This window comes from Rhodococcus sp. G6(2025) (assembly GCF_058628105.1).
In genome coordinates, this window is the sequence record NZ_CP179750.1 from 4,771,506 (window position 1) to 4,795,738 (window position 24,233).

The 24,233-nt window shown below is 66.1% G+C and carries 22 protein-coding genes and 2 pseudogenes; 17 read left to right on the top strand and 7 right to left on the bottom strand.

Annotation, left to right across the window (positions count from 1 at the left end):
• Positions 1 to 41 precede the first annotated feature (41 nt).
• Positions 42 to 629: a hypothetical protein gene (locus tag ACLIVD_RS21880; RefSeq protein ID WP_491932911.1), complete on the bottom strand. Its 588-nt coding sequence runs from the start codon at positions 627 to 629 to the stop codon at positions 42 to 44.
• A gap of 293 nt (positions 630 to 922) precedes the next feature.
• Between ACLIVD_RS21880 and ACLIVD_RS21885 the strand changes: the two genes are divergently transcribed.
• The 7 genes from ACLIVD_RS21885 (at position 923) to ACLIVD_RS21915 (ending at position 9,170) form a co-directional block, all read left to right on the top strand.
• Positions 923 to 2,056 carry a VOC family protein gene (locus ACLIVD_RS21885; protein ID WP_283351911.1) on the top strand — a complete coding sequence of 378 codons (1,134 nt, stop codon included), beginning with the start codon at positions 923 to 925 and terminating at the stop codon, positions 2,054 to 2,056.
• Positions 2,053 to 2,991, top strand: coding sequence for a fumarylacetoacetate hydrolase family protein (locus ACLIVD_RS21890; RefSeq protein ID WP_283334989.1), 939 nt, complete (start codon positions 2,053 to 2,055; stop codon positions 2,989 to 2,991). Before ACLIVD_RS21885 ends, ACLIVD_RS21890 begins: the two co-directional genes overlap by 4 nt.
• Entirely contained in the window at positions 2,988 to 4,877 is a 1,890-nt protein-coding gene (locus ACLIVD_RS21895) for an acyl-CoA synthetase (protein WP_283351909.1), read from the top strand. The genes ACLIVD_RS21890 and ACLIVD_RS21895 overlap by 4 nt, the downstream gene beginning before the upstream one ends.
• Positions 4,874 to 5,230: a DoxX family protein gene (locus tag ACLIVD_RS21900; protein ID WP_280780179.1), complete on the top strand. Its 357-nt coding sequence runs from the start codon at positions 4,874 to 4,876 to the stop codon at positions 5,228 to 5,230. Before ACLIVD_RS21895 ends, ACLIVD_RS21900 begins: the two co-directional genes overlap by 4 nt.
• Complete coding sequence (gene mhpA / locus ACLIVD_RS21905) at positions 5,227 to 6,768, top strand: bifunctional 3-(3-hydroxy-phenyl)propionate/3-hydroxycinnamic acid hydroxylase MhpA (RefSeq protein WP_491930645.1); 1,542 nt, start codon at positions 5,227 to 5,229, stop codon at positions 6,766 to 6,768. The genes ACLIVD_RS21900 and mhpA overlap by 4 nt, the downstream gene beginning before the upstream one ends.
• Before the next feature lie 198 nt (positions 6,769 to 6,966).
• Positions 6,967 to 8,202 carry a fatty acid desaturase family protein gene (locus tag ACLIVD_RS21910; protein ID WP_491930646.1) on the top strand — a complete coding sequence of 412 codons (1,236 nt, stop codon included), beginning with the start codon at positions 6,967 to 6,969 and terminating at the stop codon, positions 8,200 to 8,202.
• A gap of 266 nt (positions 8,203 to 8,468) precedes the next feature.
• Complete coding sequence (locus ACLIVD_RS21915; RefSeq protein WP_280780176.1) at positions 8,469 to 9,170, top strand: MspA family porin; 702 nt, start codon at positions 8,469 to 8,471, stop codon at positions 9,168 to 9,170.
• Between the two features lie 78 nt (positions 9,171 to 9,248).
• Here the strand turns inward: ACLIVD_RS21915 and ACLIVD_RS21920 are convergent, their stop codons facing one another.
• Positions 9,249 to 9,419, bottom strand: a complete 171-nt coding sequence (locus ACLIVD_RS21920; protein WP_491930647.1) for a three-helix bundle dimerization domain-containing protein — start codon at positions 9,417 to 9,419, stop codon at positions 9,249 to 9,251.
• A gap of 612 nt (positions 9,420 to 10,031) precedes the next feature.
• Between ACLIVD_RS21920 and ACLIVD_RS21925 the strand changes: the two genes are divergently transcribed.
• The 3 genes and pseudogenes from ACLIVD_RS21925 to ACLIVD_RS21935 form a co-directional block, all read left to right on the top strand.
• Complete coding sequence (locus ACLIVD_RS21925; protein WP_491932912.1) at positions 10,032 to 10,343, top strand: ATP-binding cassette domain-containing protein; 312 nt, start codon at positions 10,032 to 10,034, stop codon at positions 10,341 to 10,343.
• A 191-nt stretch (positions 10,344 to 10,534) separates the two neighbouring features.
• A complete protein-coding gene (locus ACLIVD_RS21930) occupies positions 10,535 to 10,972 on the top strand; it encodes an extracellular solute-binding protein (RefSeq protein WP_491930648.1) in 438 nt (145 codons plus the stop codon).
• A pseudogene (locus ACLIVD_RS21935) lies at positions 10,969 to 11,193 on the top strand (RNA degradosome polyphosphate kinase); the annotation flags it as partial. The gene ACLIVD_RS21930 and the pseudogene ACLIVD_RS21935, both read left to right, overlap by 4 nt.
• A 297-nt stretch (positions 11,194 to 11,490) precedes the next feature.
• Here the strand turns inward: ACLIVD_RS21935 and ACLIVD_RS21940 are convergent.
• Positions 11,491 to 12,432, bottom strand: a complete 942-nt coding sequence (locus ACLIVD_RS21940; protein ID WP_491930649.1) for an acyl-CoA thioesterase — start codon at positions 12,430 to 12,432, stop codon at positions 11,491 to 11,493.
• A gap of 145 nt (positions 12,433 to 12,577) precedes the next feature.
• On the opposite strand from ACLIVD_RS21940, the gene ACLIVD_RS21945 reads away from it, so the two are divergent.
• On the top strand, positions 12,578 to 14,722 hold the full coding sequence (locus ACLIVD_RS21945) for an acetate--CoA ligase family protein (RefSeq protein WP_491930650.1): 2,145 nt from the start codon (positions 12,578 to 12,580) through the stop codon (positions 14,720 to 14,722).
• A gap of 176 nt (positions 14,723 to 14,898) precedes the next feature.
• Entirely contained in the window at positions 14,899 to 15,690 is a 792-nt protein-coding gene (locus ACLIVD_RS21950) for an IclR family transcriptional regulator domain-containing protein (protein ID WP_491930651.1), read from the top strand.
• A gap of 67 nt (positions 15,691 to 15,757) precedes the next feature.
• Here ACLIVD_RS21950 and ACLIVD_RS21955 read toward each other — a convergent pair whose 3' ends face one another.
• The 4 genes from ACLIVD_RS21955 to ACLIVD_RS21970 are packed head-to-tail and all read right to left on the bottom strand — an operon-like array spanning position 15,758 to position 19,412.
• Complete coding sequence (locus ACLIVD_RS21955) at positions 15,758 to 16,639, bottom strand: amidohydrolase family protein (RefSeq protein ID WP_491930652.1); 882 nt, start codon at positions 16,637 to 16,639, stop codon at positions 15,758 to 15,760.
• Between the two features lie 31 nt (positions 16,640 to 16,670).
• Positions 16,671 to 17,471 (bottom strand): SDR family NAD(P)-dependent oxidoreductase, encoded by an 801-nt coding sequence (locus tag ACLIVD_RS21960; RefSeq protein WP_491930654.1) that lies wholly within the window; start codon positions 17,469 to 17,471, stop codon positions 16,671 to 16,673.
• Positions 17,468 to 18,004, bottom strand: coding sequence for a carboxymuconolactone decarboxylase family protein (locus ACLIVD_RS21965; protein ID WP_491930655.1), 537 nt, complete (start codon positions 18,002 to 18,004; stop codon positions 17,468 to 17,470). Before ACLIVD_RS21965 ends, ACLIVD_RS21960 begins: the two co-directional genes overlap by 4 nt.
• 46 nt (positions 18,005 to 18,050) lie before the next feature.
• The gene (locus ACLIVD_RS21970; RefSeq protein WP_491930656.1) at positions 18,051 to 19,412 is read right to left on the bottom strand and encodes a cation:dicarboxylate symporter family transporter; all 1,362 of its coding nucleotides are present in this window, start codon (positions 19,410 to 19,412) and stop codon (positions 18,051 to 18,053) included.
• Between the two features lie 500 nt (positions 19,413 to 19,912).
• On the opposite strand from ACLIVD_RS21970, the pseudogene ACLIVD_RS21975 reads away from it, so the two are divergent.
• The 5 genes and pseudogenes from ACLIVD_RS21975 to ACLIVD_RS21995 all read left to right on the top strand — a co-directional run.
• A pseudogene (locus ACLIVD_RS21975) lies at positions 19,913 to 20,131 on the top strand (alpha/beta fold hydrolase); the annotation flags it as partial.
• 67 nt (positions 20,132 to 20,198) lie between these two features.
• Positions 20,199 to 20,645 (top strand): alpha/beta fold hydrolase, encoded by a 447-nt coding sequence (locus ACLIVD_RS21980; protein ID WP_491932977.1) that lies wholly within the window; start codon positions 20,199 to 20,201, stop codon positions 20,643 to 20,645.
• Positions 20,646 to 20,722: 77 nt separating this feature from the next.
• Positions 20,723 to 21,700, top strand: coding sequence for a Bug family tripartite tricarboxylate transporter substrate binding protein (locus ACLIVD_RS21985; protein ID WP_491932913.1), 978 nt, complete (start codon positions 20,723 to 20,725; stop codon positions 21,698 to 21,700).
• Positions 21,697 to 22,317 (top strand): tripartite tricarboxylate transporter TctB family protein, encoded by a 621-nt coding sequence (locus ACLIVD_RS21990; protein ID WP_491930657.1) that lies wholly within the window; start codon positions 21,697 to 21,699, stop codon positions 22,315 to 22,317. Before ACLIVD_RS21985 ends, ACLIVD_RS21990 begins: the two co-directional genes overlap by 4 nt.
• Positions 22,317 to 23,825, top strand: coding sequence for a tripartite tricarboxylate transporter permease (locus ACLIVD_RS21995; RefSeq protein WP_491930658.1), 1,509 nt, complete (start codon positions 22,317 to 22,319; stop codon positions 23,823 to 23,825). The genes ACLIVD_RS21990 and ACLIVD_RS21995 overlap by 1 nt, the downstream gene beginning before the upstream one ends.
• Positions 23,826 to 24,233: the final 408 nt, after the last annotated feature.

Consider the following 24,233-nt stretch of genomic DNA (forward strand, 5'->3'; position numbering starts at 1 on the left):
CGACTGCTCCACTCCGCGAGCAGTCGCCACATCGATCCAGCCTAATGGCCGAGGATCTTGATCCCGACCACGAGAACGCCCACACCGACCAATCCTGTGACGGTGAACAGCTGTTGCCACCAACGTAATTGGGCCATTCGCACGGCGAGTAGAGCAATGACGCCAAGCTCGACGACGAGGATCCAGATCGCTATCCACATCGCTGTGGATGTGCTCAGTAGTCCGAAGGCGGCTGCGACCAATGCCAGCAGGGGCAAGACCGCGGCCTCCACGATCTGGCCGGACGCCTGGAGCATCCGCAGCGCTGCCCGTCCGCGCGGAGCACGGTGGTACGCGCCGAGGTGTGCTACCCAGTCGGCCAGCAGGCTCGCCGCCCAGAGCCCGCCGGTGGCCACCGCGACATCCATGACCCGCGCCCATGGGCTCGTCTCGGGAGCCGTATAGCGGACGAGGACGGCGAGCGTCGCCAAACACGTCATCGCGCCGTACACACGCTCTCGCAGGAGCGCGACGACATGCTCCACGGGAATCTCTTCCCGATTCGTCTCGCCGGCCCCGCCAGTCACTTCAGTCACCACGCGAATCGGTTCGAATCTGCCTTGTCCGAGCAACCCTTGCACCAATCCCATTCCAGCCATTCGTATCCCGTCGACGACGCGTCTGCCCGTGGCCGTCGAGGGCCTCCTCCACTACCGCGTGAAAGAGCTCCTCCTCGGCCCGGAAGTGGTTCGCGCCGCGCGCGGTTCCAGGCGCTTCAGTGGCTCGGCGACCTGCTCGATCAGGCCTGCGCGCTCATCTCCTGATCCGCGTGACCTCGCCCCACCCTAGCGCCCGTCATCAATATTGACGAATTCCTCAAATACTCTTGACTGACGATATGGTCGTAAGTGACGATATCGTCATAAATCGAAGGGAGTGGTCAATGAGTGTCCACCATGACCCGCATACCGGTCTGCACAGTGAGCAGGGCGCCCTGGCAGGCGAACACCGGGGGCGGGCCGCCGAGCCGATCATCAAGGTGCATGACCTCGCGTGGCTGGAGTTCGAGAAGCCCGACCTCGAGCGGGCGGAGGCGTTCGCCCATGCCTTCGGTTTTACGACGGCGCTCCGCACCGCACACGAACTGCAGTTGCGCGGTACAGACCCCGGCTCGCCCTGCGTGCTCATCCGCCGAGGCCCACGGTCGCGGTTCGTCGGTCCAGCCTTCCGGGCAGCCGACTCGACCGACGTGCTGCGACTGGCGGACGCGGTCGGAGGTGCGGTCGCGCCCCTCCCCGAGAGTCTGGGCGGGATCACGGTCGATCTCACAGATCCCAGCGCTTTGGGAGTCCGCGTTGTGTCCGACACGTTCGAGTTGCCGGCGCTGTCCGATCAGGCCCCGCTCCCACTGAATTTCGGACACGACCGCGGGCGGGTGAACGCCCCTCAGCGGCCACCCCGTGCGCCGGCCACCGTGCAACGGCTCGGTCACGTCGTGCTCCAGACGACGACGTACCTCGAAACACTCAACTGGTACCTCGAGTACCTCGGACTGATCGTCAGCGACTTCCTGTACTACCCCGGTCAACGGGCCCGGGGCCCGGCCATGAGCTTCATCCGCTGCGACCGGGGCGCCACGCCCACCGACCATCACACCCTCGCGATGGTCCTCGGCCCGGCCAACCGCTATGTGCATTCGGCATATCAGGTCGCCGACCTCGACTGCCTCGCTGCAGGAGGCGAATACCTGCTCGACCGGGGCTACCGCCGGTCCTGGGGCATCGGCCGGCACATCCAGGGCAGCCAAATCTTCGACTACTGGCGCGACCCCGACGGATTCATGGTCGAGCACTTCAGCGACGGCGATCTTTTCGACAGCACACTCGACGCGGGCTGGGCACCGATGACCGCGTCCGGACTCGCCCAGTGGGGGCCGCCCGCCACCAAAGACTTCCTCGGATTGAACCCCGGTCGGGAATCACTCCAGGAATTGCGCGCCATTGTCAACGCGCTGCGCGCCGACAACGAATTCGACCTCCACCGCCTCCGCGGCCTTCTGAAAGTTGCCAGCTCATGACCATCTCCGTCCTCCGCACCGCCGACGCCTGGTGGGTCGACACACCCACGGGCGCCGCACGGGTAGACACCGAGGCCACCACCACCGCCCAACTGCTGGCCGACCGACCAGCCGTCGAGGCCGCGGCGTCCAGCAAGGGCGCCGTGCCCGTCGAGACCCTCTCGTTGCTCTCCCCGGTCACCGCCCCCTGCCGGGTGGTCGCACAGATGACGAACTTCGCCTCGCACGTCGAGGACTCCGGGATGAACCCCGACACCATTCCGTTGACCTTCTTCCGAAAGACCTCCGGATCGATCAGCGGCCCCAACGACGACGTGATCCGTCCTGCCCATGTCCGGCTACTGGACTACGAGGTGGAGATCGGGCTCGTCCTCGCCCGCGACATCCCGGTCGGGTCGGCGATCACCGCAGACAATCTCGCCGATTACGTTGCCGGGCTGGTCGTCACCAACGACATCTCCGCGCGCGACATTCAGCTTCCGAAAACGCAGTTCTACGAAGGCAAGTCATACCCGACGTTCACCCCGGTCGGCCCCGCGCTGGTACTGCTGGACGGCGACGAACTGAAGCGGTTCACCGACCTGCGTCTGCGGCTCTGGGTCAACGGCAAGCCGCGCCAGAACATGACCGTTGCCGACATGATCTACCAACCGACCGAGACTTTGCAGGCGCTGACCCGGTTTCAGCGCCTCGATGCCGGGGACTTGCTACTCACCGGAACGCCGGTCGGGACGGCACTGAGCGCCCCACCGAAGCCGATCGCAATCCTCTCCTCCCTGCTACCGCCCGCAGTCAAATGGAAGCTCTTCTTCGCGAGCCAGGCCAAGAATTCGAACTATCTGCAGGATGGAGACCTCATCGAAGCCACCGTCTTCACAGACGACGGGACCATCGACTTGGGGCGCCAGCGCACGGTGGTGAGGTACGCCCGATGACCACCGACCTGCTGTGGCCGCATTACGCGGCGCCCACGGATCTCGCGACGATCGAGGCCGTGCCGCTGCGCGATCGGGGGCTTCCGGAGTCCACCTATGCGTTGCTCACCCGAGCGGCCCGCATGTGGCCGGATCGCCTCGCGCTCACCGTCCTCCCCGACGGCGCACGGTGGCGGGAGCCGGTGCAGCGCAGTTTCTCCGAACTACTCGACGATGTTCATCGTTACGCGAACCTGCTCCATCGTCTGGGCGTGCGGCGTCACGACGCCGTCGCCCTGATGGCGCCCAACTGCGCCGAGTTGATCCCCGCTACTCTCGCCGCACAGCTTGCCGGCATCGCAGCTCCCATCAACGCCGCGCAGTCGCAACAGCACATCGCTGAATTGTTGCGCCGCTCAGGTGCCCGGGTACTCGTCGCGGCCGGACCGGAACTTGCGCCCGAGACATGGGAGGCCGCGCACCAGATTGCCGTGAGCGGGAAGGTGGATGCCGTGTTGGCCTTGCGGCCCACCGGCGCCGCCGACGCGCCTGCGGACCTGCCCGAGGTCGACGGAGTGCGGATCGGCTATCTCAGTGCGCTGGCGGCCGATATCGATTCCTCCCACTTCGTCGGTGATCCCCCCGGCGGGTGCGACGTGGCCGCACTGTTTCACACCGGTGGTACCACCGGTGTTCCGAAGCTGGCCGCCCACACCCACGACAACGAGGTCGCCGATGCCTGGATGCTGGCCGCGAACTCGTCGTGGGACTCGGACTCCGTCGTATTCGCCGCCCTGCCCCTGTTCCATGTCAATGCCTTGATGGTCACGCTGCTGGCGCCGCTGTTCAAGGGCCAGGGTGTGGTGTGGGCCGGCCCGCTCGGCTATCGCGACCCGGCACTGTCCAACGAATTCTGGAAGGTCGTCGAGCACTACCGCATCGCGTCGATGAGCGCGGTGCCCACCGTCTACGCGGCCCTCGCGCAGCGCCCGGTCGATGCCGACATCAGTAGTCTGCGCTTCGCCATGGTGGGGGCGTCGCCTCTACCGACCGCGGTCGCCACGAAGTTCCGGGACCACACGGGTGTGCCCCTTCTCGAAGGCTACGGATTGACCGAGGCAACCTGCGCGAGTGCACGCAGCTTTCCCGATGCACCACGACCTGGCTCGGTCGGGCTACGGATGCCCTATCAGCAGGTCAAGGTGGTACGCGTCCGGGAAGACGGCACCTGGGACGACCTGCCCACCGGAGCCACCGGAGTGCTGGCGATCAACGGTCCGACGGTGTTCGCCGGCTATGTTTCCGGCCACGACGAACACGGACCCGTTCTCGACGGCATGGGCAAACTGGTCGACGGCTGGCTCGACACCGGCGACCTGGCGCGCATCGACAGCGACGGTTTCCTCTACCTGGTCGGACGCGCGAAGGACATCATCATCCGGGGCGGGCACAACATCGATCCAGCGGTCATCGAAGACGCCCTCCTGGCCCATCCACAGGTCACCGCGGCCAGCGCGGTGGGACGCCCCGATGCCCACGCCGGCGAAGTGCCCGTTGCCTACGTCACCGTCGTCGCAGACGCCGGTGTCACCGCGCACGAGCTGCAAGCCTGGGCGGGCGAGCGCGTTCCCGAACGGGCCGCGGCACCCAAGGCGGTCACCATCCTCCCGGCGTTGCCCGTCACGGCGGTAGGCAAGCTCTACAAACTCGCTCTGCGCGCCGACGCGACACGGCGCGAGCTCGAGCATGCCCTCGCCACCCTCGCAGGCATCGGCAGCATCCAGGCGTCCGTCCAGGACGGTTCGATCCTTGCCACCGTCGAGATCGACGGAACTGCCAGCGAACCGGCGGTCAAGGCGATCTTGAACCGATATGCGATCAATTGGAAGGTCACGGTGCGCACATGACCACCGCATCACTAGTTCTGGCACTCTGCCTCGCAGTCTTCTACCTCCTGCTCGGCGTCGGCAAGATAGCGGCAACCGCGCCGATGCGGGAACGGGCAGCCCACGTCGGTATGCCCGTCAGCACGTATCGGGGCATCGGTGCGCTCGAGGTCGCCGGTGCCGTCGGTCTCGTGATCGGCGGACTCGTGCCGGCGCTCGGCGCAGCCGCCGGCATCGGGCTGCTGCTCCTGATGGTAGGTGCCGTCGTCACACACGTACGGAACGGTGACGGACTGCGTGAGATGGCACCCGCCATCGTCGTCGGCGTAGCGATCGTGGCCTACCTCGTAGTCCTGTTCGGATCGATCCGATGAGCGAACGGGTCGTCCCAGTCGTCATCGTCGGTGCCGGACCCACCGGACTGACCGCCGCCACGCTGCTGGCTCAGTACGGTGTCGAGTGCCTGCTACTGGAGCGCTGGGAGGGCGTCTACGCGCAGCCGCGGGCAGTCCACCTCGACGGTGAGATCCACCGGATAGTGGCGCACCTCGGGATCGCCGAAGAGTTCGCTGCGATCTCCCGGCCGTGCCTCGGGTTGCGACTTGTCGACCGGAACATGCGCGTTCTCACCGAGTTCCACCGAGACCCCGGTCCGGGCGTCCACGGCTACCCTGAGGCCAACATGTTCGACCAGCCGCAGTTCGAGGAGATCCTGCGCGCCAACCTGACCCGGCACCCGAAGGCGTCCGTGCGCGGCAACGTAGAGGTCACCGGGCTGGCCGACGACACGACCGACAGCGTTCGCGTCGACTTCACCGACCGAAACACCGGTGTGCAGGAATCGGTGCAGGCCAGATACGTCCTCGGCTGCGACGGCGCCAACAGCCTGGTCAGAAACCAGATTCAGGCAACGATGCGGGACCTGAAATTCGACCAACGCTGGTTGGTTGTCGACGTCGCGACCACCGCCGACCTCGGCGTGTGGGAGGGCGCCCACCAGGTGTGCGACCCGGTGCGCGCGGCAACATACATGCGCATCGGACACACTCGCTACCGCTGGGAGTTCCGGCTCGAACCCGGCGAGACCGCCGACGACTATCGCGACATGGCTCGACTGCAACCCCTCATCTCGCCGTGGACACGGAACACACCGGTCGACAAATTGACACTTGTCCGCGTGGCCGAGTACACCTTTCGAGCCCAAATCGCGGACCGATGGCGCGACCGGCGCGTGTTCCTACTCGGCGACGCCGCCCATCTCACACCCCCGTTCATCGGACAGGGGATGGGCGCCGGGATCCGCGACGCGATGAACCTCGCCTGGAAACTTGCCGGCGTACTCACCGGAGATCTGCCCGAAAGCGCACTCGACACCTACGAGATCGAACGCAAGCCCCACGCGCTCGCACTGATCCGGCGCGCCAAGCTGATCGGAATGGCCATGACCGAAGGCGGCGAACTCGGTAACCTCATCCGTCGCATCGTCGTACCACTGCTGCACCGCATCCCGGGTCTCGGCGACAAGATCATGGACGGCGAAACCCCGGCCCTTCACCGCTCCACTCTGATAGAACGACCTCGACTGCGCAGAAGCCGAGCGGGCCGCCTGATCCCGAATCCGGACCTCGACCAGGGTCGCCGATTCGCCGAGGTCGTCGGCGGCCGGTTCGCGGTCGTCACCTCCCTCTCCCCGACCCCGACACAACGCACCGACATCGAACAACGCGGTGGCACAGTCCTGCTGGCTCGACCCGGCACCGATCTGCACCGCTGGCTACGCCGCGCCCGCGCCCGCGCCGCCATCATCCGGCCCGACGGTACCGTCCTCAGTAGCGGCAACGACCTGTCCGCCCTCTGCCCCGCCCTCCCCCGCTTCCACACCCACCGCACGCCCACCTTCCTCACCCAGTGACCCCCTAACAGCGATACGACCGTCCCCACTGTCCTGCAGGACGGTGCGGTCGGTCGTCGCCGCAGCCCGAGAGCGCGGTAACAACTCACCCAGTCCGCCACTCGACATCGAAAATCGCTGCGTACCAGTCGAAGTGATTCGCATCATAAAATACTCGCCCGTAACCTACGGGACCGTAACTTACGGTACCGTAGGTGCATGGCGATATCGGACATCGAGGAATATGCACACCTGACACGCGCCGACGTCGAGGCCATCGGCCGCGACCTGGATGCGATCCGACGAGACATCGAGGAATCCCGCGGTGCACGCGACGCCCGGTACCTCCGCAACACCATCCGGCTGCAACGCGGCCTGGAACTCGGCGGCCGGGCGGTGCTCGTCGGTTCCCGCAAGCGCTCGCTGTGGGTGCTGGGCACCGGGATGCTCTCGTTGTCGAAGATCATCGAGAACATGGAGCTCGGGCACAACGTGATGCACGGGCAATGGGACTGGATGAACGATCCCGAGGTGCACTCCGTGAACTGGGAATGGGACAACGCCGATCCGTCGGCGCACTGGAAGATCACCCACAACTACGCGCACCACAAATACACCAACGTCCTCGGCATGGACGACGACGTGGGCTTCGGCCTGCTCCGCGTCACCCGTGACCAGCGCTGGAAGCCCTTCTACCTCGGCAACCTCGCCTACAACGCGATTCTCGCGGCGCTGTTCCAATACGGCCTCGCCATCCAATTGCTCGAACTGGGCAAAGTGACCCGAGGCCGGGACGACCGTGAACTCACCAAGACGCGCGGCAAGGAAGTGCTCGCCAAGCTCGGCAGGCAGACACTCAAGGACTATGTCGTGTACCCGGCACTGACGGGCAAGGCATGGAAGTCCACCGCAAAGGCGAACGCGACCGCCAACCTCGTCCGCAACCTGTGGACCAACGCCGTAATCTTCTGCGGCCACTTCCCGGACGGCGCCGAGAAATTCACCAAGACCGACGTCGACAACGAGACGCACGCCCAGTGGTACCTGCGGCAGATGCTCGGTTCCGCCAACATCTCGGGCGGCCCCGTCATGGACTTCATGACCGGCAACCTGAGCTACCAGATCGAGCACCATATTTTCCCGGACCTGCCCTCCAACCGCTACCACGAGATCTCGATCCGCGTGAAGCAGCTATGTGACAAGTACGACCTGCCGTACACGACCGGCCCGCTCGCGGTGCAGTACTGGAAGTCGTGGCGGACCATCGCGAAACTCTCGCTTCCCGACAAGTACCTCACCGACACCCGCGACGCCGCACCAGAGACCGCGTCCGAATCCGGGTTCGGCGGTCCTCCCGCCACCGATCCACTCACCGGCCGCCGCATCGGCCTGGCGACGACGATCACGAAGACGCGCAAACGCGGTCCCGTCCGCCGAATCCTCGGAATGCGCTGATCAGCAGCTATTCCGGGCTGCTGCGCTGGGTGAACGTTCTCGGGAGTCTCGGTGGTCGAACGCCCGGCGCGCGCTACGACTGACCTGCCCCGCACGCTCGCCGTCGTCGACCGGCCCATCGTGCCACGAACAACCAGGTCAGCGGTGGCGGACCGCACGAAACGCTCGTGAACTTCTGAACAACACGAAGACGGCGAGGGGCTTGAATGGTTACGCTTCGCATGCTTTTTCGTATCGGTTGCAGTACGTACTGAATGGGGATCGGCATGACGAACATCAGCACAGCTCCACCCGGACACAGATCCTTCACCCGCCTGGCGGCGGTCGCAGGTATCGCCGTACTTGCCATGGTGATGGGTAACGGCACCGCCGCGGCCGGTGTCGACAACTCCAGTTCCGTCATCGACGCGGACGGCAACCGCATCGAGGTCCTGCAGGGCGACACGCAGTATCAGGTCGTTCCGCCGCTCGACGGCGTACCGACCAGCGTCGAGTTCTTCCACAACGGATACGCCGGGGTGAACATCAGCGGCCCCGACGCCGCGGAATTCGAGGGCACACAACTGACCGTCGGATACCAGATCGGCTACCCGGTTGCGCTGGCAGGTGCGACCATCGTCCTCAATTCGCCCGGCCTGGGGTTCGCGATCGGGTCGGACACCGGCATCGACCTGGGGCTTATCCCCGACTTCACGCTGGATCTGAGCGCGGGGACCAACGTGGAGCTGGCGGGTGACATCATCCCGTCGCAGGAACTGGACATCGACCTGGAGCCGGGCGGTATCACCGAGGTCCCGCTGCTCGAGGGTCAGGAGTTCGACGGACCCGAGGCGCTGGTGCGGATGCAGGGCGTTCACGGTTCCATCTCCGGAGCGATCGGACCGGTCACCATCCGGCCGTATGCGAAGGCCGTCACAGCCAACGGCGACACCGTCATGACCTACGGTGTGCCGCAGAAGCTCAACTGAGAGTGAACCCGAACAGGTTTCGGTGAAACACGTCGGGTCGCCATCTCGATCGTGGATGGCGACCCGACGCGACCACGCCTACGACGTCACCAGTTCCCGGATCTTCTCGCGGGCAGCCCGCTCGACGAGCAGGGGCACGAAGCCGCGTACCTTCCGGTCCGCGAAGTGGCTGTGCGCGGAGCACACGACCTCTTCGATGGCCTCCCGGGAGATCATCCGCCCGAACTCGGCGATGGGGTCAAACCGCAACGAAGTAACCGGTTCGCCTCGTACTCGGCGGATCCCGCCCAAACCGAGACCCTGCTCACACCGCCGGCCGGGCCGCTGACGTGGGCAAAACTCACCGCACGCCGGCGCCTACCACTCCCGATCGGCAGTGCGCGACACGTTGGATGCAACTACTGGCGCGAGCGAATCTGTGACGAAGTGCATCGCCGGAGCGGATCGTCGAACGATCAACCTGCGCGCGACGGCGGTGCGGGACCCCTACCGCTTTCGACCCTCACCTCGACTCGCGAGCAGAACTCATCCAGTCAGCGCGGGATTGCCATTCGGAGATGACTGAACTGCAATCCTATTCGCCGCGTTCGACGGATTAGACCATCACCCCCGCGAAGCAGGCGTGAGAAGTTTCCTATCGCGTGGGCCCACTCCTCCTATCGTCGCTGCGTAGGCCCGGGTCGGGGGTTCGCGTGCGGCGTTCACCGCACGGTCACCCCTGACTGCTGTGGTTTCTCCGGGAAATACGGAACAACCGAGGAGATGCGGGTGGCGCGGATCAGGCTCGAAGGTGTGTCGAAGCAGTTCGGCACGGCGCGGGTGGTGCGTGATGTCGACCTGGACATCGCCGACGGAGACTTCATGATTCTTCTCAGCCCGAGCGGGTGCGGGAAGTCGACGCTGCTGCGTCTGATCGCCGGCATCGAGAGTCCGTCGTCGGGCCGCCTCGGAGAACCTGGGCAGCGAAGAGATCCTGCACGTCACCGTGGGCGGCACCGTCATTCGCGTCCCCGCTCCACGCCCAGTTGCCGCGCAGGTCGGCGACGACGCCGCGTTGAGTGTCGGCCCCGAGGACATTCAACTGTCCGACTCCGAGACCGGCCACCGGCTGGTCTGGCACGTTCCTCACGAGCACGGGCATTGCCACACGATGCCTCGCTGTCGGTCGCATGAGCACCTGCACAGTTGACGGGCCCCACACACGAACAACAGAAGAACGACAGTGAGGAAGACCCTGCCCGGGCTAGGGCGTGCTGGTGACCAGCGCGTTGGACCTGACCGCCTGCGGCGGAGTCGGCACCACAACCACGGATCCCTCGGCGAGCAGCACCGATCCGGTGCCGGAACTCGCTCCGGACCAGAACGTGTCGATCGTGTTCGAAGGCTACAACTACGGTATGGCGGGAGCGTGGACCGACACCTTCAACGCCCTGATCGACGACTTTCACCAAGCAGAATCCGAAACATCCACGTCACCGCGGAAGCCGCAGGGCAACAGCCCGAACCCGGAGACCGACACGATCTCGAGTATCCAGAGCCAGACCGTGGCCGGATCGCCACCGGACGTCGCGCAGCTCGGATTCAGCGACCTGGACTTCACGACCCACCAGCTCGGCGCCCATTCGCTCGACGACCTCGTCGGCAAAGATGAGGTGCCGAAGAATTTCGACGGCGCGAAGCACTCTAACGCCCCAACGACGCGCACCCTCGGCGACCGGGAAGGCGCCACCTACGGCGTACCCTTCGTTTTCTCGACTCCCGTGTTCTATTACAGTGCAACACTGTTCGAGCAGGCCGTATGATGCACCGCATCCTCGACCGCCGGGTGGAGGCCGGAGTCCAGGCGAAGGATCCCCGACTCACCGCACAATTGGGCGACCTGTTCGATTCGGCCTTGGATCCGAGGACCCGGTGCTGGGTACTGCAGTCCGACAGCAGCTGGGTGGCCTCCCCCGCCCACGGCGAGGAAGTCCGCGGCCACCAGGGGGCCCTCATAGGGGCCCGAACGGGCAGCGGGTCCTGACCACGGGAACAACCCGGTGGTGCAATCGTGAGCAACGCGACCGCAATCTGTCCCGAGCTCGCATCGTTCATTGGGTTCCTCCGAGCATGCACCGGCGCTGCGCGCAACAATGAACCTCGTGAAAGCACATAGTGCTTCCAGCCCGGGCTCAGCGGCTGGACCCGAGCCGTCCGCCAAATGCGCTGCCAAACAATACTTCCTGAGTGACCGATAACGGACCTACGTCAACTCAGGTCCGGCGGATGGCGATCGATGAAACAACCGAACCCTTCCCGAGATCGGTGACAGCAAGGTTGACTACTGCCGGAAGCCTTGCTGGACCACGGAAGCAACGAGCTCGCCGCCCGAGGTGTAGATCAGTCCTCGGGCGGTGCCGAGTCCGCGCGATGCGCTGTGAGGGCTGTCTTGCACGTACTGCAGCCACTGCCCGGCTCGGACGTCGCGGTGGAACCACAACGCGTGGTCGACGCTGGCGACCCGTTGTTCGCCTGAGCGGCGCAGGTCGCCCCGAGCTTTCGCGATCACCGGAAGCAACGATCGATCGGAGGCGAACGCCATTATCGCCCGGTGCAGGTTTTGTGAGGCCCCGGGTCCGAGGGGTTCGGCGCGGAACCAGAATCGCCGTGTCGACGCGTCATCGGTGTCGTCGATGTATCGCACGTCCAGGGGCCTCGATCCTGTCCACCACCGAGTGCGTGTCGGCCAGTTGATGCCATCCGGCGGGGAGTCTGGATCGCCGTGGCGCTGATGCAGTGGTTGCACGGTTTCCGGATGAGGTGATGCCGGGGGTTTGGTGGCTATCACGTCGCTGAGAGGCCGCGCTTCGGTGAACGATGTTTGGAGGGTCATGAGTTCTTTTTCGCCTTGGCGCGCGGTGACGGATCGGACGGAGATGGATCTGCCGTCGCGGATGCGGGTGACGGAATAGTCGATCGGCTCCCCTGCGTGGCCGGCGCGGAGGAAGTATGCGTGCAGGGAATTGGCTTGCCGGGAGTGATCGACGGTTTCCGCGGCCGCGAGAAGCGCCTGGGCCATTAGGTGTCCGCCGAAGACTCGTTGATCGAAACCGTCTGGTGGATGTCCGATGAAGCGATCCGTAGCGAGCGCAGTCAGCGTCAGTCGGTCGGCGAGTGGGGTCGTGTTCACCATGCCGCGGATCGATGAGTCGTCGCCGCTTAAGCAATCGGTGGGGTCGGTCGGGTTCTCATCGGCTGGTCGACCGCTGGTTCCTGTCTCCATAGACAGTACTCTATAGAGTATGTAACTATGGTCACAAGGCACGGAGGCCGGTGATTCGGCGCACTCCGAATCCGGTCGCTGTGCCGCTTCGGGCCTGGGGTGTATCACCCCTTTCGCACTATTCGCTGCACAGGAGTTGACAGTTATGCAGAAGCAGTCAGATTCGGCTATCGCGCGACCGCTGCTCGCGCCCAAGAGTGTGGCCATTGTGGGCGCCTCGGATGATCCGTCGAAGACGACGGCCCGGCCGCAGCAGTTCCTGGCACAGGCCGGATATGAGGGGCAGGCCTATTTCGTCAATTCGCGGCGGGAGACGGTGCAGGGGGTGAAGGCGTGGCCGAGCTTGTCTGCGCTGCCGGAGGTTCCCGAGCACGTGTACATCATGACCGGCGCGGAGGCCGCGATCGAGGCGGTCCGCGAGTGCGCGAGCCTGGGCGTCGCCGTGGCGACGGTGCTCTCTTCCGGTTTCGCCGAGGAAGGCCCGGAGGGGCAGGAGCGGGAAGATCGCCTGCGGGCCGCTGCGGCGGAAGGCACCGTGCGGGTCGTGGGTCCGAGCAGCCTGGGCGTGGTCAATCCCCGCAACGGTGTGATGCTCACGGGTAACGCCGCGTTCGGCGAACCAGACATCCCGAAGGGCGGCATCTTCGTGGCATCGCAGTCCGGCAGCGTGATCGGGTCCCTGGTCAGCCGGGCTCGCGGTCGGGGAATCGGGTTCGCCGGCCTGGTGTCGACCGGCGGCGAGGCCGACCTGTCGTTGGGCTCGATCTGCGAGGCCACCTTCGACGATCCCGGAGTGACCTCGTATGCGTTGTTCCTCGAATCGCTGCGCCATTCCGAGGACCTGGCGTCGTTCGCGCATGCCGCCCAGAAGGCCGGTAAGCCGGTTGCGGTGTACAAGCTGGGCCGTTCGGAAGAGGCTGCCGCACTGTCGGTGTCACACACCGGTGCGCTGGCCGGTGAGGACAGCGAGTCGGAGGCGTTCTTCCGGGCCTGCGGTTTCGCGCGGGTGAGCAACTTCGAGTCGCTGGTCGAGGCGCCTGCTCTGCTCGGGCGGGTCGGGACGGCCGACCAGCCGCGGACACCGCGGATCGGTGTCGTCACCACCACCGGTGGCGGTGCGGCGATCATGGTGGACCAGTTGGCGATTCGAGGGATGACGATCGCCGGTCCGAGTGAGCAACTGGTCGCCGACATGGTGGCGGCCGGCGCGCCGATCCCCCACAGCTTGATCGCGGACCTGGGCCTGGCAGGCGCCCGGCACGACGTGGTGACCACGGCCCTGCGGTTGCTCCAGGACAGCGGAGAGTTCGATCTGATCGTCTTCGTCATCGGTTCTTCCGCCCGTTTGAACCCGGAACTGGCCGTGCAGGCGATTTCCGAGAGCGGGGAGCACGAGGTCCCGGTGGTGGCGTTCGCGTTGCCCGAGGCGCCCGAGGCCGCCAAACTCCTCAATCGTTCCGGTGTTCCGGCGTTCCGGACTCCGGAGTCGTGCGCCGATGTAGTGGCGGCGGCGTTCACTCGCGTGTCGGCGACCATCGGTGAGGGTGCTCGATTCGCCGTCGATGCGGCCGCGAACACCGAAGTCCTCGACGAGAAAGCGTCGGCGGATCTGCTGACGCGCCAGGGTGTGGCGTTCGCGCCGTCGGTGGCGGTGTCCGTCGACGACCTCGACGGCGACCTCGCGCTTCCGTTCGGCTATCCGGTTGTCGTGAAAGTGCTCTCGGACAAGGTGCCGCACAAGAGCGATGCCGGCGGTGTGGCACTCGGGGTCGCCGACCCCGAGGGTGTGCGGCGCGCGGCCCGGGAGATCGTTGCCAACGTCGCCAGGTACGACTCGGGCGTGGTGGTCGACCGGGTGCTCGTTCAAAAGATGGCACCGCGGGGTCTGGCCGACGCTCTCGTGGGGTACCGGGTCTCGCCCGATGTCGGGCCGATGGTGGTGCTGTCGACCGGTGGCGTGCTCGCCGAGATCTTCGCCGATTCGGCGGTGCGGTTGGCGCCGGTGGACGCCGCGACCGCGCGGGAGATGATCGACGAGGTCAAGGGGCTGTCGGTCGTCACCGGATACCGGGGTCTGCCCGAGGGTGACGTCGCGGCCCTGGCGGAGACCATTGTCGGCCTGTCCCGGCTGGCGATCGACGATCCCGACGTCCTCGAGGCCGAGGTGAACCCGTTGTCGATCTGTGCCGCAGGCGCGGGTGTGGTTGCGCTCGACGCTCTCGTTCGTCGGATCCCGGCCGCCGGCGCCTCCGCGGCCACCGAGTCCGTAGCGGTGCCTGCACGAAGCTGACGAACTTCTTCAGCCAGCTGCCACCTGCCACATCCTTTGGGGATGGGGCCGGTGGCAGCGTTGCGTCGAGGGCACCGGCCGAGTGGACGTTAGGATGGGTTTCGGCCGTGCCCAGCGTGCTCAGAGACTGCAGCGGCGTGCGACCGGGGTGCGTACGCGAGGAGGAGCACAGGCAGATGCCGAGAGACGATCCGGACTACATCGAGTCGGTCAGCAAGGCGTTTCAGGTGATCGAGGCGTTCAGCGCCGAGAATCCCGCCCTCACCATTTCGGAGGCGTCGGCGCTGACCGGGCTGACCCGGCCCACGGTACGGCGGATCCTGCTGACGTTGGTGCGGCTGGGCTTCGCACAGCCCGCGGAGAACAAGACGTTTGTTCTGACGCCGCAGATGATGCGCCTCGGGTACGCCTACCTGTCGTCGACGCCGGTGTGGGATCACGCGATGCCCTATATGCGGGATCTCGCCGATTCGGTGCGCGAATCGGTGTCTTTGGCGGTCCTGGATGCTCCCGACATCGTGTACGTTGCCCGCGTTCCCGCGGCCCGGTCGATGACGATCACGTTGACCGTGGGAGCACGGCTTCCGGCGTATCCCACGTCGCTGGGCCGGGTGCTGTTGGCCTCGTTGTCGCCGCAAGCGCTGGACGAGTATCTCGCGAGCACCGAACTACGACGATTGACTCCCACGACGATCTGCGATCCGGACGAGCTGCGTGAGGAACTGGCCCGCGTCCGCAAGCAGGGTTTCGCGATCATCGACGGCGAGCGGGAGGAAGGGGTGCGCTCGGCGGCCGTGCCCGTGCACGACCATCAGGGCCGCCCGATCATGGCGCTGAACGTCTCTGCCAATGCGGCACGGGTGACGGTGCAGTCTCTGGAAGAGGAGGTGGTCCCGCAATTGTTGCATACCGCGGAAACCATCTCGAGCCACAGCCGCTTTTCGCGGCATCACACCGCCTCGGGCTGACGCATCGATACGGGCGCAGACCCTGCAAAGGATCTGCGCCCGTATTGATTTCGGACGGTGCTGGTTGTCAGGCGAAGTCGAACAGTTCGGTCGGGTTGCCGACCAGGAGTTTGTGTCGGTTTTTCTCGTCGGGAGCGATGTCCGGGATGCCGTCGAGGAGAATCCCGTCGTCGGGCATCGGGCCGTGCAGATTGGGGTGGGGGAAGTCGGTCCCCCACACGACCCGCTCGGGGGCGTGTGCCGCCAAGGATGCGGCGAGCGCGTTGGCGTCGTCGTAGGGCGCACCGGTGAGGGTGACGCGGTAGGTGCCGCTGAGTTTGAGCCAGACGACGCCGGTGTCGAGCAGTCGGCGCAGTGCCTGCACGGGTGGGCTGTGGAGTCCGTCGTTCAAGTCCACCCGGCCGAGGTGGTCGATCACCACTCGGGTGGGAATCTTGGTGATGACATCGAAGCGGTCGACGGCTCCGGTGCCCGCGACGTGGATTTCGACGTGCCATCCGAGCGGCTCGACCAGGTCGGCGTACCGCAGAATCTCCTCGTCCGTCGGTGCCGCCCCGAGGTGCGGCATGAATTGCAGCCGGATCCCGCGCACACCCTCGGCGTGCAGTCGGTCGAGTTCGCTGCGCGGGGTGTCGAGTCCGATCAGCGCGACACCGCGGTAGCGGCCGCCGCCGGTGCGCAGCGCATCGATCAGCACCGCGTGATCGCTTCCGTGCGAGGCGGATTGGACGATGACCGCGCGGTCGATCCCGAGCGTCCTGTGCAACCGTGCCAGTGCGGCTTCGGGGACGTCGGGTGGGGTGAAGGTGCGGTCGGGGGCGAAGGGGAACGTCGCGGCCGGGCCGAAGACGTGGCAGTGGCTGTCACACGATCCCGGCGGGGGCCGGAAGGTCGGCGGTGTGGGGTGTACGAGTGGTCCGGGGATGGTGGGTTCGGGTCTGAGTGTCATGGGATCTCCTGTCGGGCGACGGGCGGGGTCGTCAGTCGCAGCGGGCGGACATGCCGCCGTCGACGACGATCTCGGTGGCGGTGATGAACCGTGCCTCGTCCGAAGCGAGGAACAGCGCGACGTTCGCGGTGTCGCGGCCGTCGCCCATGAAGCCGAGCGGGATCCGGGCCACGCGCTGCTCGAGGAGTTTGTCGACGTCTCCCCCGGTCCGCTGGCCCGCGAGCCGGACCTCGACCATCGGGGTGTGCAGCTGGCCGGGAACGACGGTGTTCGCGCGGATGCCGAGCGGGGCGTGCTGCACGGCGATCGAGCGGGTGAAGGCGATGACGCCGGCCTTGGAGGCCGCGTAGGCGGACTGGGCGGCGCCGGTCCAGCGGATGCCGGAGGTGGAGGCGGTGTTGACGATGGCGCCCGACCCGGCTTCCTTCATGTGCGGGAGCACATGCTTGCAGGTCAGAAAGGTGGTGGTGAGGTTGAATTCGAGTTGACGGTTCCAGTCCTCCTCGCTCATCTCCACCGGTCCCCCGGCGCGGGATCCGCCGACGTTGTTGACCAAGACGTCGATGGATCCGAGTGTTTTGCGGCATTCGTCGACCATGGCGCGCACTGCGTCGGTGTCGGTGACGTCGCACTGGAACGGGACGATGGCGCCGTCGGGGCCGTCGAAGCGGGCGACGGTTTCGTCGAGGGCGTCGCGGTTGAGGTCGACGGCGAAGACGCGTGCGCCCTCTTCGGCGAAGCGGACGGCAGCTGCCCGGCCGTTGCCCCAGCCTGGGCCGACGCTGCCGGCTCCGGTGACGATCGCGACTTTGCCCTGCAGGCGTGCACTCATGCTGTTACTTCACTTTCTTCGGTCTGTCGTTGCTGTCCGACGTGGAGGGCGACGAGGAACCTCGACACCATGTTGTAAGCGGCGATGGTTCCGGTGAGTTCGACGAACTGCTGGGTGCCCAGTTCCGAGTGCAGTCGGTCGCTGAGTTCGTCGTCGACCGACACCGTCCGGGTCATCGCATCGGTGTAGTCGCGGACCAGCAGCTGTCGTGGGGTGAGCGGTGTTGCGTCGGCGCCTTCCCGTAGGGCGGCGACCTGTTCTGCGGACATTCCCTCACGCAGTGCCAGTGGGGCGTGTGCGCGCCACTCGTACTCGGCGCCGTTGAGGTCGGCGACTCGGCAGATCGCCAACTCCCGCAATTCGCCCGGCAGGTCCATGTTGCTGCGGACCGCACCGAGCAGGGTGTTCCAACCGTCGGCGAAGGGCTCGCTGTGCAGCAACGCCTCGTCGAGCGGGGTGAGGTTGCCGCCGCGGCGGGCGCGCACTCGGTCGGCGACTTCTCCGGTACCCGTCGCGGGTACGACTCTTGCCACGATTATTCGTCCTTTGGTCGATCGGTGTTCTGTCGGGGTCGGCGCGTTAGTTCGCGGCGAATTCTTTTGGGGCGATGGCCGGTTCGGCGTCGATCACGGCCGGGGTGGTGTGCCCTTTCATGACCCCGGTGGCGTAGGTGGGATCGAACTGCTTCTCCCAGCGGCTGACGACGATGCTGCCGAGCATCTGCCCGGACAGGCTGACCAGGCCGCGCATGGTGGACATGAAGCGGTCGACGCCGAGGATGAGCATGATGCCGGCGACCGGGATGACCCCGGTGGTGGGCAAGGTCGCGGCGAGGATGACGAATCCTGCGCCGGCCACCCCGGCCGCACCCTTGGAGGTGATGAGGAAGACGGCGAGCAGGGCGAGTTGCTGAGTCAGACTCATGTCGATGCCGAAGGCCTGGGCCAGGAACAACGAGGAGAACCCGAGGTAGAGGCAGACGCCGTCGGAGTTGAAGGCGTATCCGGCGGGAACGACCAGGTTGACGATGCGGGGCGGGCAGCCGATCTTGATGAGTTTTTCCATCAGCTGCGGCATGACGGCCTCGTAGTTCGAGGTTCCCAGGGTCACCAGGATCTCGGGCTTGAAGTAGCTGTACAGGCGCAGCACCCGGATGCCTGCCATCCGGCAGATGATGCCGAAGACGCTCAGGCAGAACAGGATTCCGGTGACCCAGAACGTCACGACCAGCGAGGCCAGGCTCTGTAGGGTGGACCAGCCGTAGGCACCGGTGGCGTAGGCCATCGCACCGAAGGCGCCGATCGGTGCCAAGTACAGCACCAGCCGGACCATGTCGAAGAAGATGTCGCCGACGATCTTGATTCCCTTGACCACCTGTGCGGCCGGGGCACCGACCGCGCGCAGGGAGATCGCGAACAGCAGCGCGACGAGCAGCACCTGCAGGATGCTGTGTCCGGTGAAGGCGCTGACCACGGTGTCGGGAATGATGTTGATCAGGAACGAGTACCAGTGCGTGTTCTCGGCGGTGGAGATGTATTTCTCCGCCGATCCGGTGATCGCCAGGTCGTCCGGGTCGGCGTTGACGCCGGCGCCGGGTTTGATCACGTCCACCACGACGAGGCCGACGATCAGGGCGATCGTCGTGACGACCTCGAAGTAGACGAGTGCCTTGAGGCCGATGCGACCGACTCCGGCGAGCTGGCCGGCCGAGGCGATGCCGGTCACGATCGCGCAGAAGACCACCGGTCCGATGAGCATGCGGATCAACGAGATCCAGCCGTCACCGAGCGGTTGCAGGGCGGTACCCACGTTCGGCCAGATCAGCCCGACAACCGCGCCCAGGACGATCGAGCCCAGGACGGTGACGTACAGGTGGGTGGTGAAGGCCTTGCGCAAGAGCGACGGGCGTTTCGCGGGTGCCGCGGGGGTCGAGCCAGACATATCGAAGTCCATTTGTTCGCAGGACGTACATTTGTACGTAAGACGTTCACGACGATACGGAGTGGCGTGAATCTCTGTCAACACTCGCCGAGCATCGACCGCAGCGCACAAGATCAAGTCGGAGCAGGTCAACGTACAGTGATGACAGTCATGGTGAGGTGTTGACAGTGTCGTGGAGCACGTTTAGCGTATACGCCAGTCGTACGGATGTACGTCTGACGAACATTTCAGCGGCCGGTGAGTCCGCTTCACCCTCGTCTGCCGTGTGGGCCCCGGACATCTCTCCTCTCGCCCACCCCAGAACTCGACACCTGCCGATTCGGCATGAAGGGAATCCCGTGAACCCGAGCGATCATCCCCCCGGCCCACTGCGTGCCGCAGCGACCGCGCCGTCAACGGCAACACCTGCATCGGCCGCCGGCACCTCGGCGGAGGTGGAACGAACGATCATCGCCTACAACGATGTTCAGATAGAAACCCTGAGCCAGGGCAACGGTCCCGTGATCGTCATCCTGCCGTCCCTCGGTCGCGCAGCCGAGGACTACGACCACGTCGCACCCCGCCTCACGGCTGCCGGTTTTCGGGTTCTTCGCCCCCAACCGCGCGGGATCGGTGCGAGTAAGGGGCCGATGGACCACCTCGATATGCACGCCTTCGCGGCGGATGTCGCGGCTGTTCTCGACCACGAGCAGGCCGGGCCCGCGGTCATCGTCGGTCACGCCTGGGGCAGCCAGCCCGCGCGCATGCTGGCGCAGGACCAGCCGGACCTGGTGCGCCGGGCTGGTCATGGCCGCGGCATCGGCCGGCAAACTACCTCCCGAGTCCACCGAGAAGCCCTACAGCAGGTTGCGCGAGGCCATCGACGGGGCCGGCGATCTGTCGCTGCCGGAAGCGCAGCGCCTGCGCTACCTGCAGCAGGCGTTCTTCGCTCCCGGCCACGACCCCCGGCCGTGGCTGACCGGGTGGTTCCCCGAGACCCACCGCGCGCAAGCACACGCGCGCAACGTAACCCCGGTCGACGCCTACTTCGCCGGTGGCACGGTCCCCATGCTCGACCTGCAAGCCCAATTCGACGCCGTCGTCGTGCCCGACATCTTCAAACCGTTGCTCGGCGAGCGCGTCACCGTGTCCGTCATCCCCGACGCCGGGCATGCACTGGCGCCCGAGCAGCCCGCCGCGATGAGCGAAGCGGTCGCCGACTTCGCCCGCCGCCTGTACGGCACCGGTCGCTAGCCATGCCGCGCGCTGCACGCACCTCGCCGACCGACGAGCACCGCCGACCTCGGACGCGTCCGGGGAGAGGACCCGCCATGAAGCCGCTCCCTACCGTCCTGTTCGGCATCCTGGTCGCCGCAATCACCGTCCTCGCCTTCGTCAACGCCGCCGGCTCGGGAGGAACGGCCACCGCACGAAGCAAACTCACCCTGGTGGCCCCTGCCGCCCCCGGAGGACAGTGGGACGGCTTCGCCCGGGAGGCCCAGCAAGCACTGCGCAGTCAAGGAACGGTGAACAATCCCCAGGTCGTCAACGTCCCCGGTGCGGGCGGCACCATCGGATTGAGCCAGTTCGTCCAGAATCCGGGCCGCGAGGATGCCCTGATGGTCACCGGCGGGGTAATGGTGGGCGCGGTGGAACTGTCGGACAATCCCGAGTCGCTTGCCGACGTCGTGCCGATCGCCCGCATGGCCGACTACTACGCGGCCCTTGTCGTCCCCGCGGACTCGCCGATTCAGACCCTCGACGACTTCATCGCCGCGTGGCGGCGCGACCCTGGCGGTACCTCGGTCAGTGGTGGCTCCCTCGGCTCCATCGACCATATCCTGAGCGGTTTGCTCGCCAAGCGAACCGGCATCGATCCGCGAGAGGTCAACTACATCCCCTATTCCGGAGGAGGAGAGGCCTTGTCCGCACTGCTCTCCCACGTCACCACGGCCGGAGTGTCCGGCTACAACGAGGTCAGTGACCAGATCGAAGCCGGTACCTTGCGTGCCCTGGCCATCTCCGCACCCGAGCACATCGACGGAATCGACCTGCCGACGTTCCGGGAACAGGGCGTGGATGTGGCCATGTCGAACTGGTTGGGGGTCGTTGCAGCCCCCGGCGTCACCGCTGAGGCCAAACGAGAACTCATCGACATCGTCACCGAGATGCGGAACTCACCGCAATGGCGGGAGGCCATCGCCCGCAACAACTGGACCGACACCTTCTCGACCGACACCGAGTTCGCGCAGTTCATCGAACTCGAGGTCGCACGTGCCCAAGACATCATCGAGGACCTCGGACAATGAGTATCACCCACAGCCCCGTCCCGTCGACCAGCACTCCGCAGCGACGACGATTCTGGACCGGTCGCAGCGAATTCGTGGTCGTCGCACTGCTCTACGTGCTGGCCATCTGCTTCACCATCGGCACCGTCTCCATGCACGTCCTCGGCACCGCCGCCCCCGGACCGCAATTCTTCCCCATCATCGTCTGCGCACTGCTGTACGCGACAGCCACCGCGCTGGCCGTCGATATCCTGCGGCACCCCCGCGTGCCCGATGCCGAACCGCATCCCGGACACGGCGACTTCTCCGCCGAGATGCTCCGCGACCTCGGTGACGTCGGCGACGAGCGCACCGACGCCAGGCCCACACCGATGTCGCCGCGCTGGAAGACGTACTCGGACTGGCGCACTTTCGCGCAGGTGCTCGGTGCCGCCATCGTGTTCATCGTCCTGCTCAACCCGGTGGGGTGGATCCTCTGCGCCGCATTGTTGTTCTGGGTGGTGGCCCGGGCCCTGGGCAGTACGCGCCCGGTGTTCGACATCGGTGTCGCGCTGTTGTTCTCGTCCGTCATCCAGCTCGCATTCAGTGCCGGTCTGGGATTGCCGCTGCCGTCCGGGTTCGTGGGAGGAATGTTCTGATGGATCAGCTTCCGTTGCTGTTCGAGGGTTTCGCGCAGGCCCTGACTCCGATGAACCTGCTGTGGGTGCTGATCGGGGCGCTTCTGGGCACGGCCGTGGGCGTCCTGCCCGGCCTCGGCTCGTCGATGGCCGTCGCCTTGCTGCTGCCGGTGACCTTTTCCCTGGAACCGACCGCAGCGTTCATCATGTTCGCCGGCATCTACTTCGGCGGCCTCTTCGGCGACTCCACGTCCGGGATCCTTCTCAACACCCCCGGGAACTCCTCGGCGATCGCCTCCACCTTCGAGGGACACCGAATGGCCCGCAGCGGCCGGGCCGCCAAGGCTCTGGCGACCGCCGCCATCGGGGCGTTCATCGGCGGCATGATCGCCACCACGATGGTGGTGTTCTTCGCCCCGACCCTGGTCCGACTTGCCACGGTCTTCGGGCCGGCCGAGTACTTCGCCCTGGCGGTCTTCGCGTTCCTCGCCATCTCGGCGGTGGTATCCGAATCGGTCATCCGCGGTCTGGCCGCCCTCGGAATCGGTCTTGCCCTCGCCCTGGTCGGAATCGACGGCCCGAGTGGTACCGCCCGCTTCACACTTGGCATGCCACAACTGTTCGACGGAATCTCGGTTGTCGTCATCACCGTCGGCCTGCTCGCCCTCGGCGAGGTCTTCTACGTCTGCACCCGCATTCATCGGGACCCCGTCGCCACCCGGACACCGACCAGCGGTAGAGCCTGGCTCACCCTCGCCGACTTCCGCCGGGCGCTGCCCGCCTGGCTGCGCGGCACGGCGTTCGGGGCGCCCTTCGGCCTCATCCCGGCCGGCGGTTCCGAGGTGCCGACCTTCATGGCCTACGGCACCGAAAAGCACCTGGCCAAGCGGAACAACGACACCGAGTTCGGCACCACCGGTTCCATCCGGGGACTGGCGGCTCCGGAGGCCGCAGCGAATGCGACCGCGGGTACTGCGATGGGCGCACTGCTGGCACTGGGTCTGCCGACCTCGGCGACGGCGGCCATCATGCTCGCCGCGTTCCAGCAATACGGTATGCAGCCCGGCCCGCTGCTGTTCGAGCGTAGCGGCGACCTCGTCTGGACCCTGCTGGCTTCGCTGTTCATCGGTCTGGTCATTCTGGTCCTGATCAATATGCCGTTCGCAGGGGTCTGGGCGAAACTCTTGACGATCCCCCGGCACTACCTCTACGCCGGCATCACCGTGTTCTCCATGCTCGGGGTCTACGCCATCAGCTCGTCCGTCATCGACCTGTGGTTGCTGGTGGGCATCGGGTTGATCGGTGTCATCATGCGCCGCTTCAACATTCCCCTGGCCCCGGTCCTGATCGCGGTGATCCTCGGGCCGATGGCCGAAACGGAACTGCGGCGGGCGCTGGCGGTGTCCGAAGGCAGCCTCGGCATCCTCGTCGACAGTCCCATCACCATCACCCTGTATCTGGTGTTGGCTACCGCGCTCGCGGTCAGTGGTGTTCAGCATCTCCGGCACCGCGCGCAGAAAGTTCGTTGACCCCGCAACCCTCCGCACCGCTCTCCAGCATGTGACGCCCGTTCGCCCCGTTCATGAGTGGGGGAACGGGCGCGCTGGTGAGATCTGGCAATCGACGGATCGGGCAATGAAACCCCCGTCGATGCCTACTTCGCCGGCGGCTCGGTCCCGATCCTCGATCTGCAGGCACAGTACGACACCGTCGTCGTACCCAACGTCTTCAAGCCGATGCTGGGTGACCGGGTGACCACCGCCGTTGTTCCCGATGCGGGGCACACGATGGCCCCCGAACAACCCGAGGCGATGAGCGATGCCATCGCCGAGTTCGCGCGCAGCGTCTATCAGATCGAACCGTAGCCACGATTCGAAACTGGCGTACGTGTGGCGCGCACCCGCGATCTCTCGCGGGTGCGCCCTCGTGCGGCACAG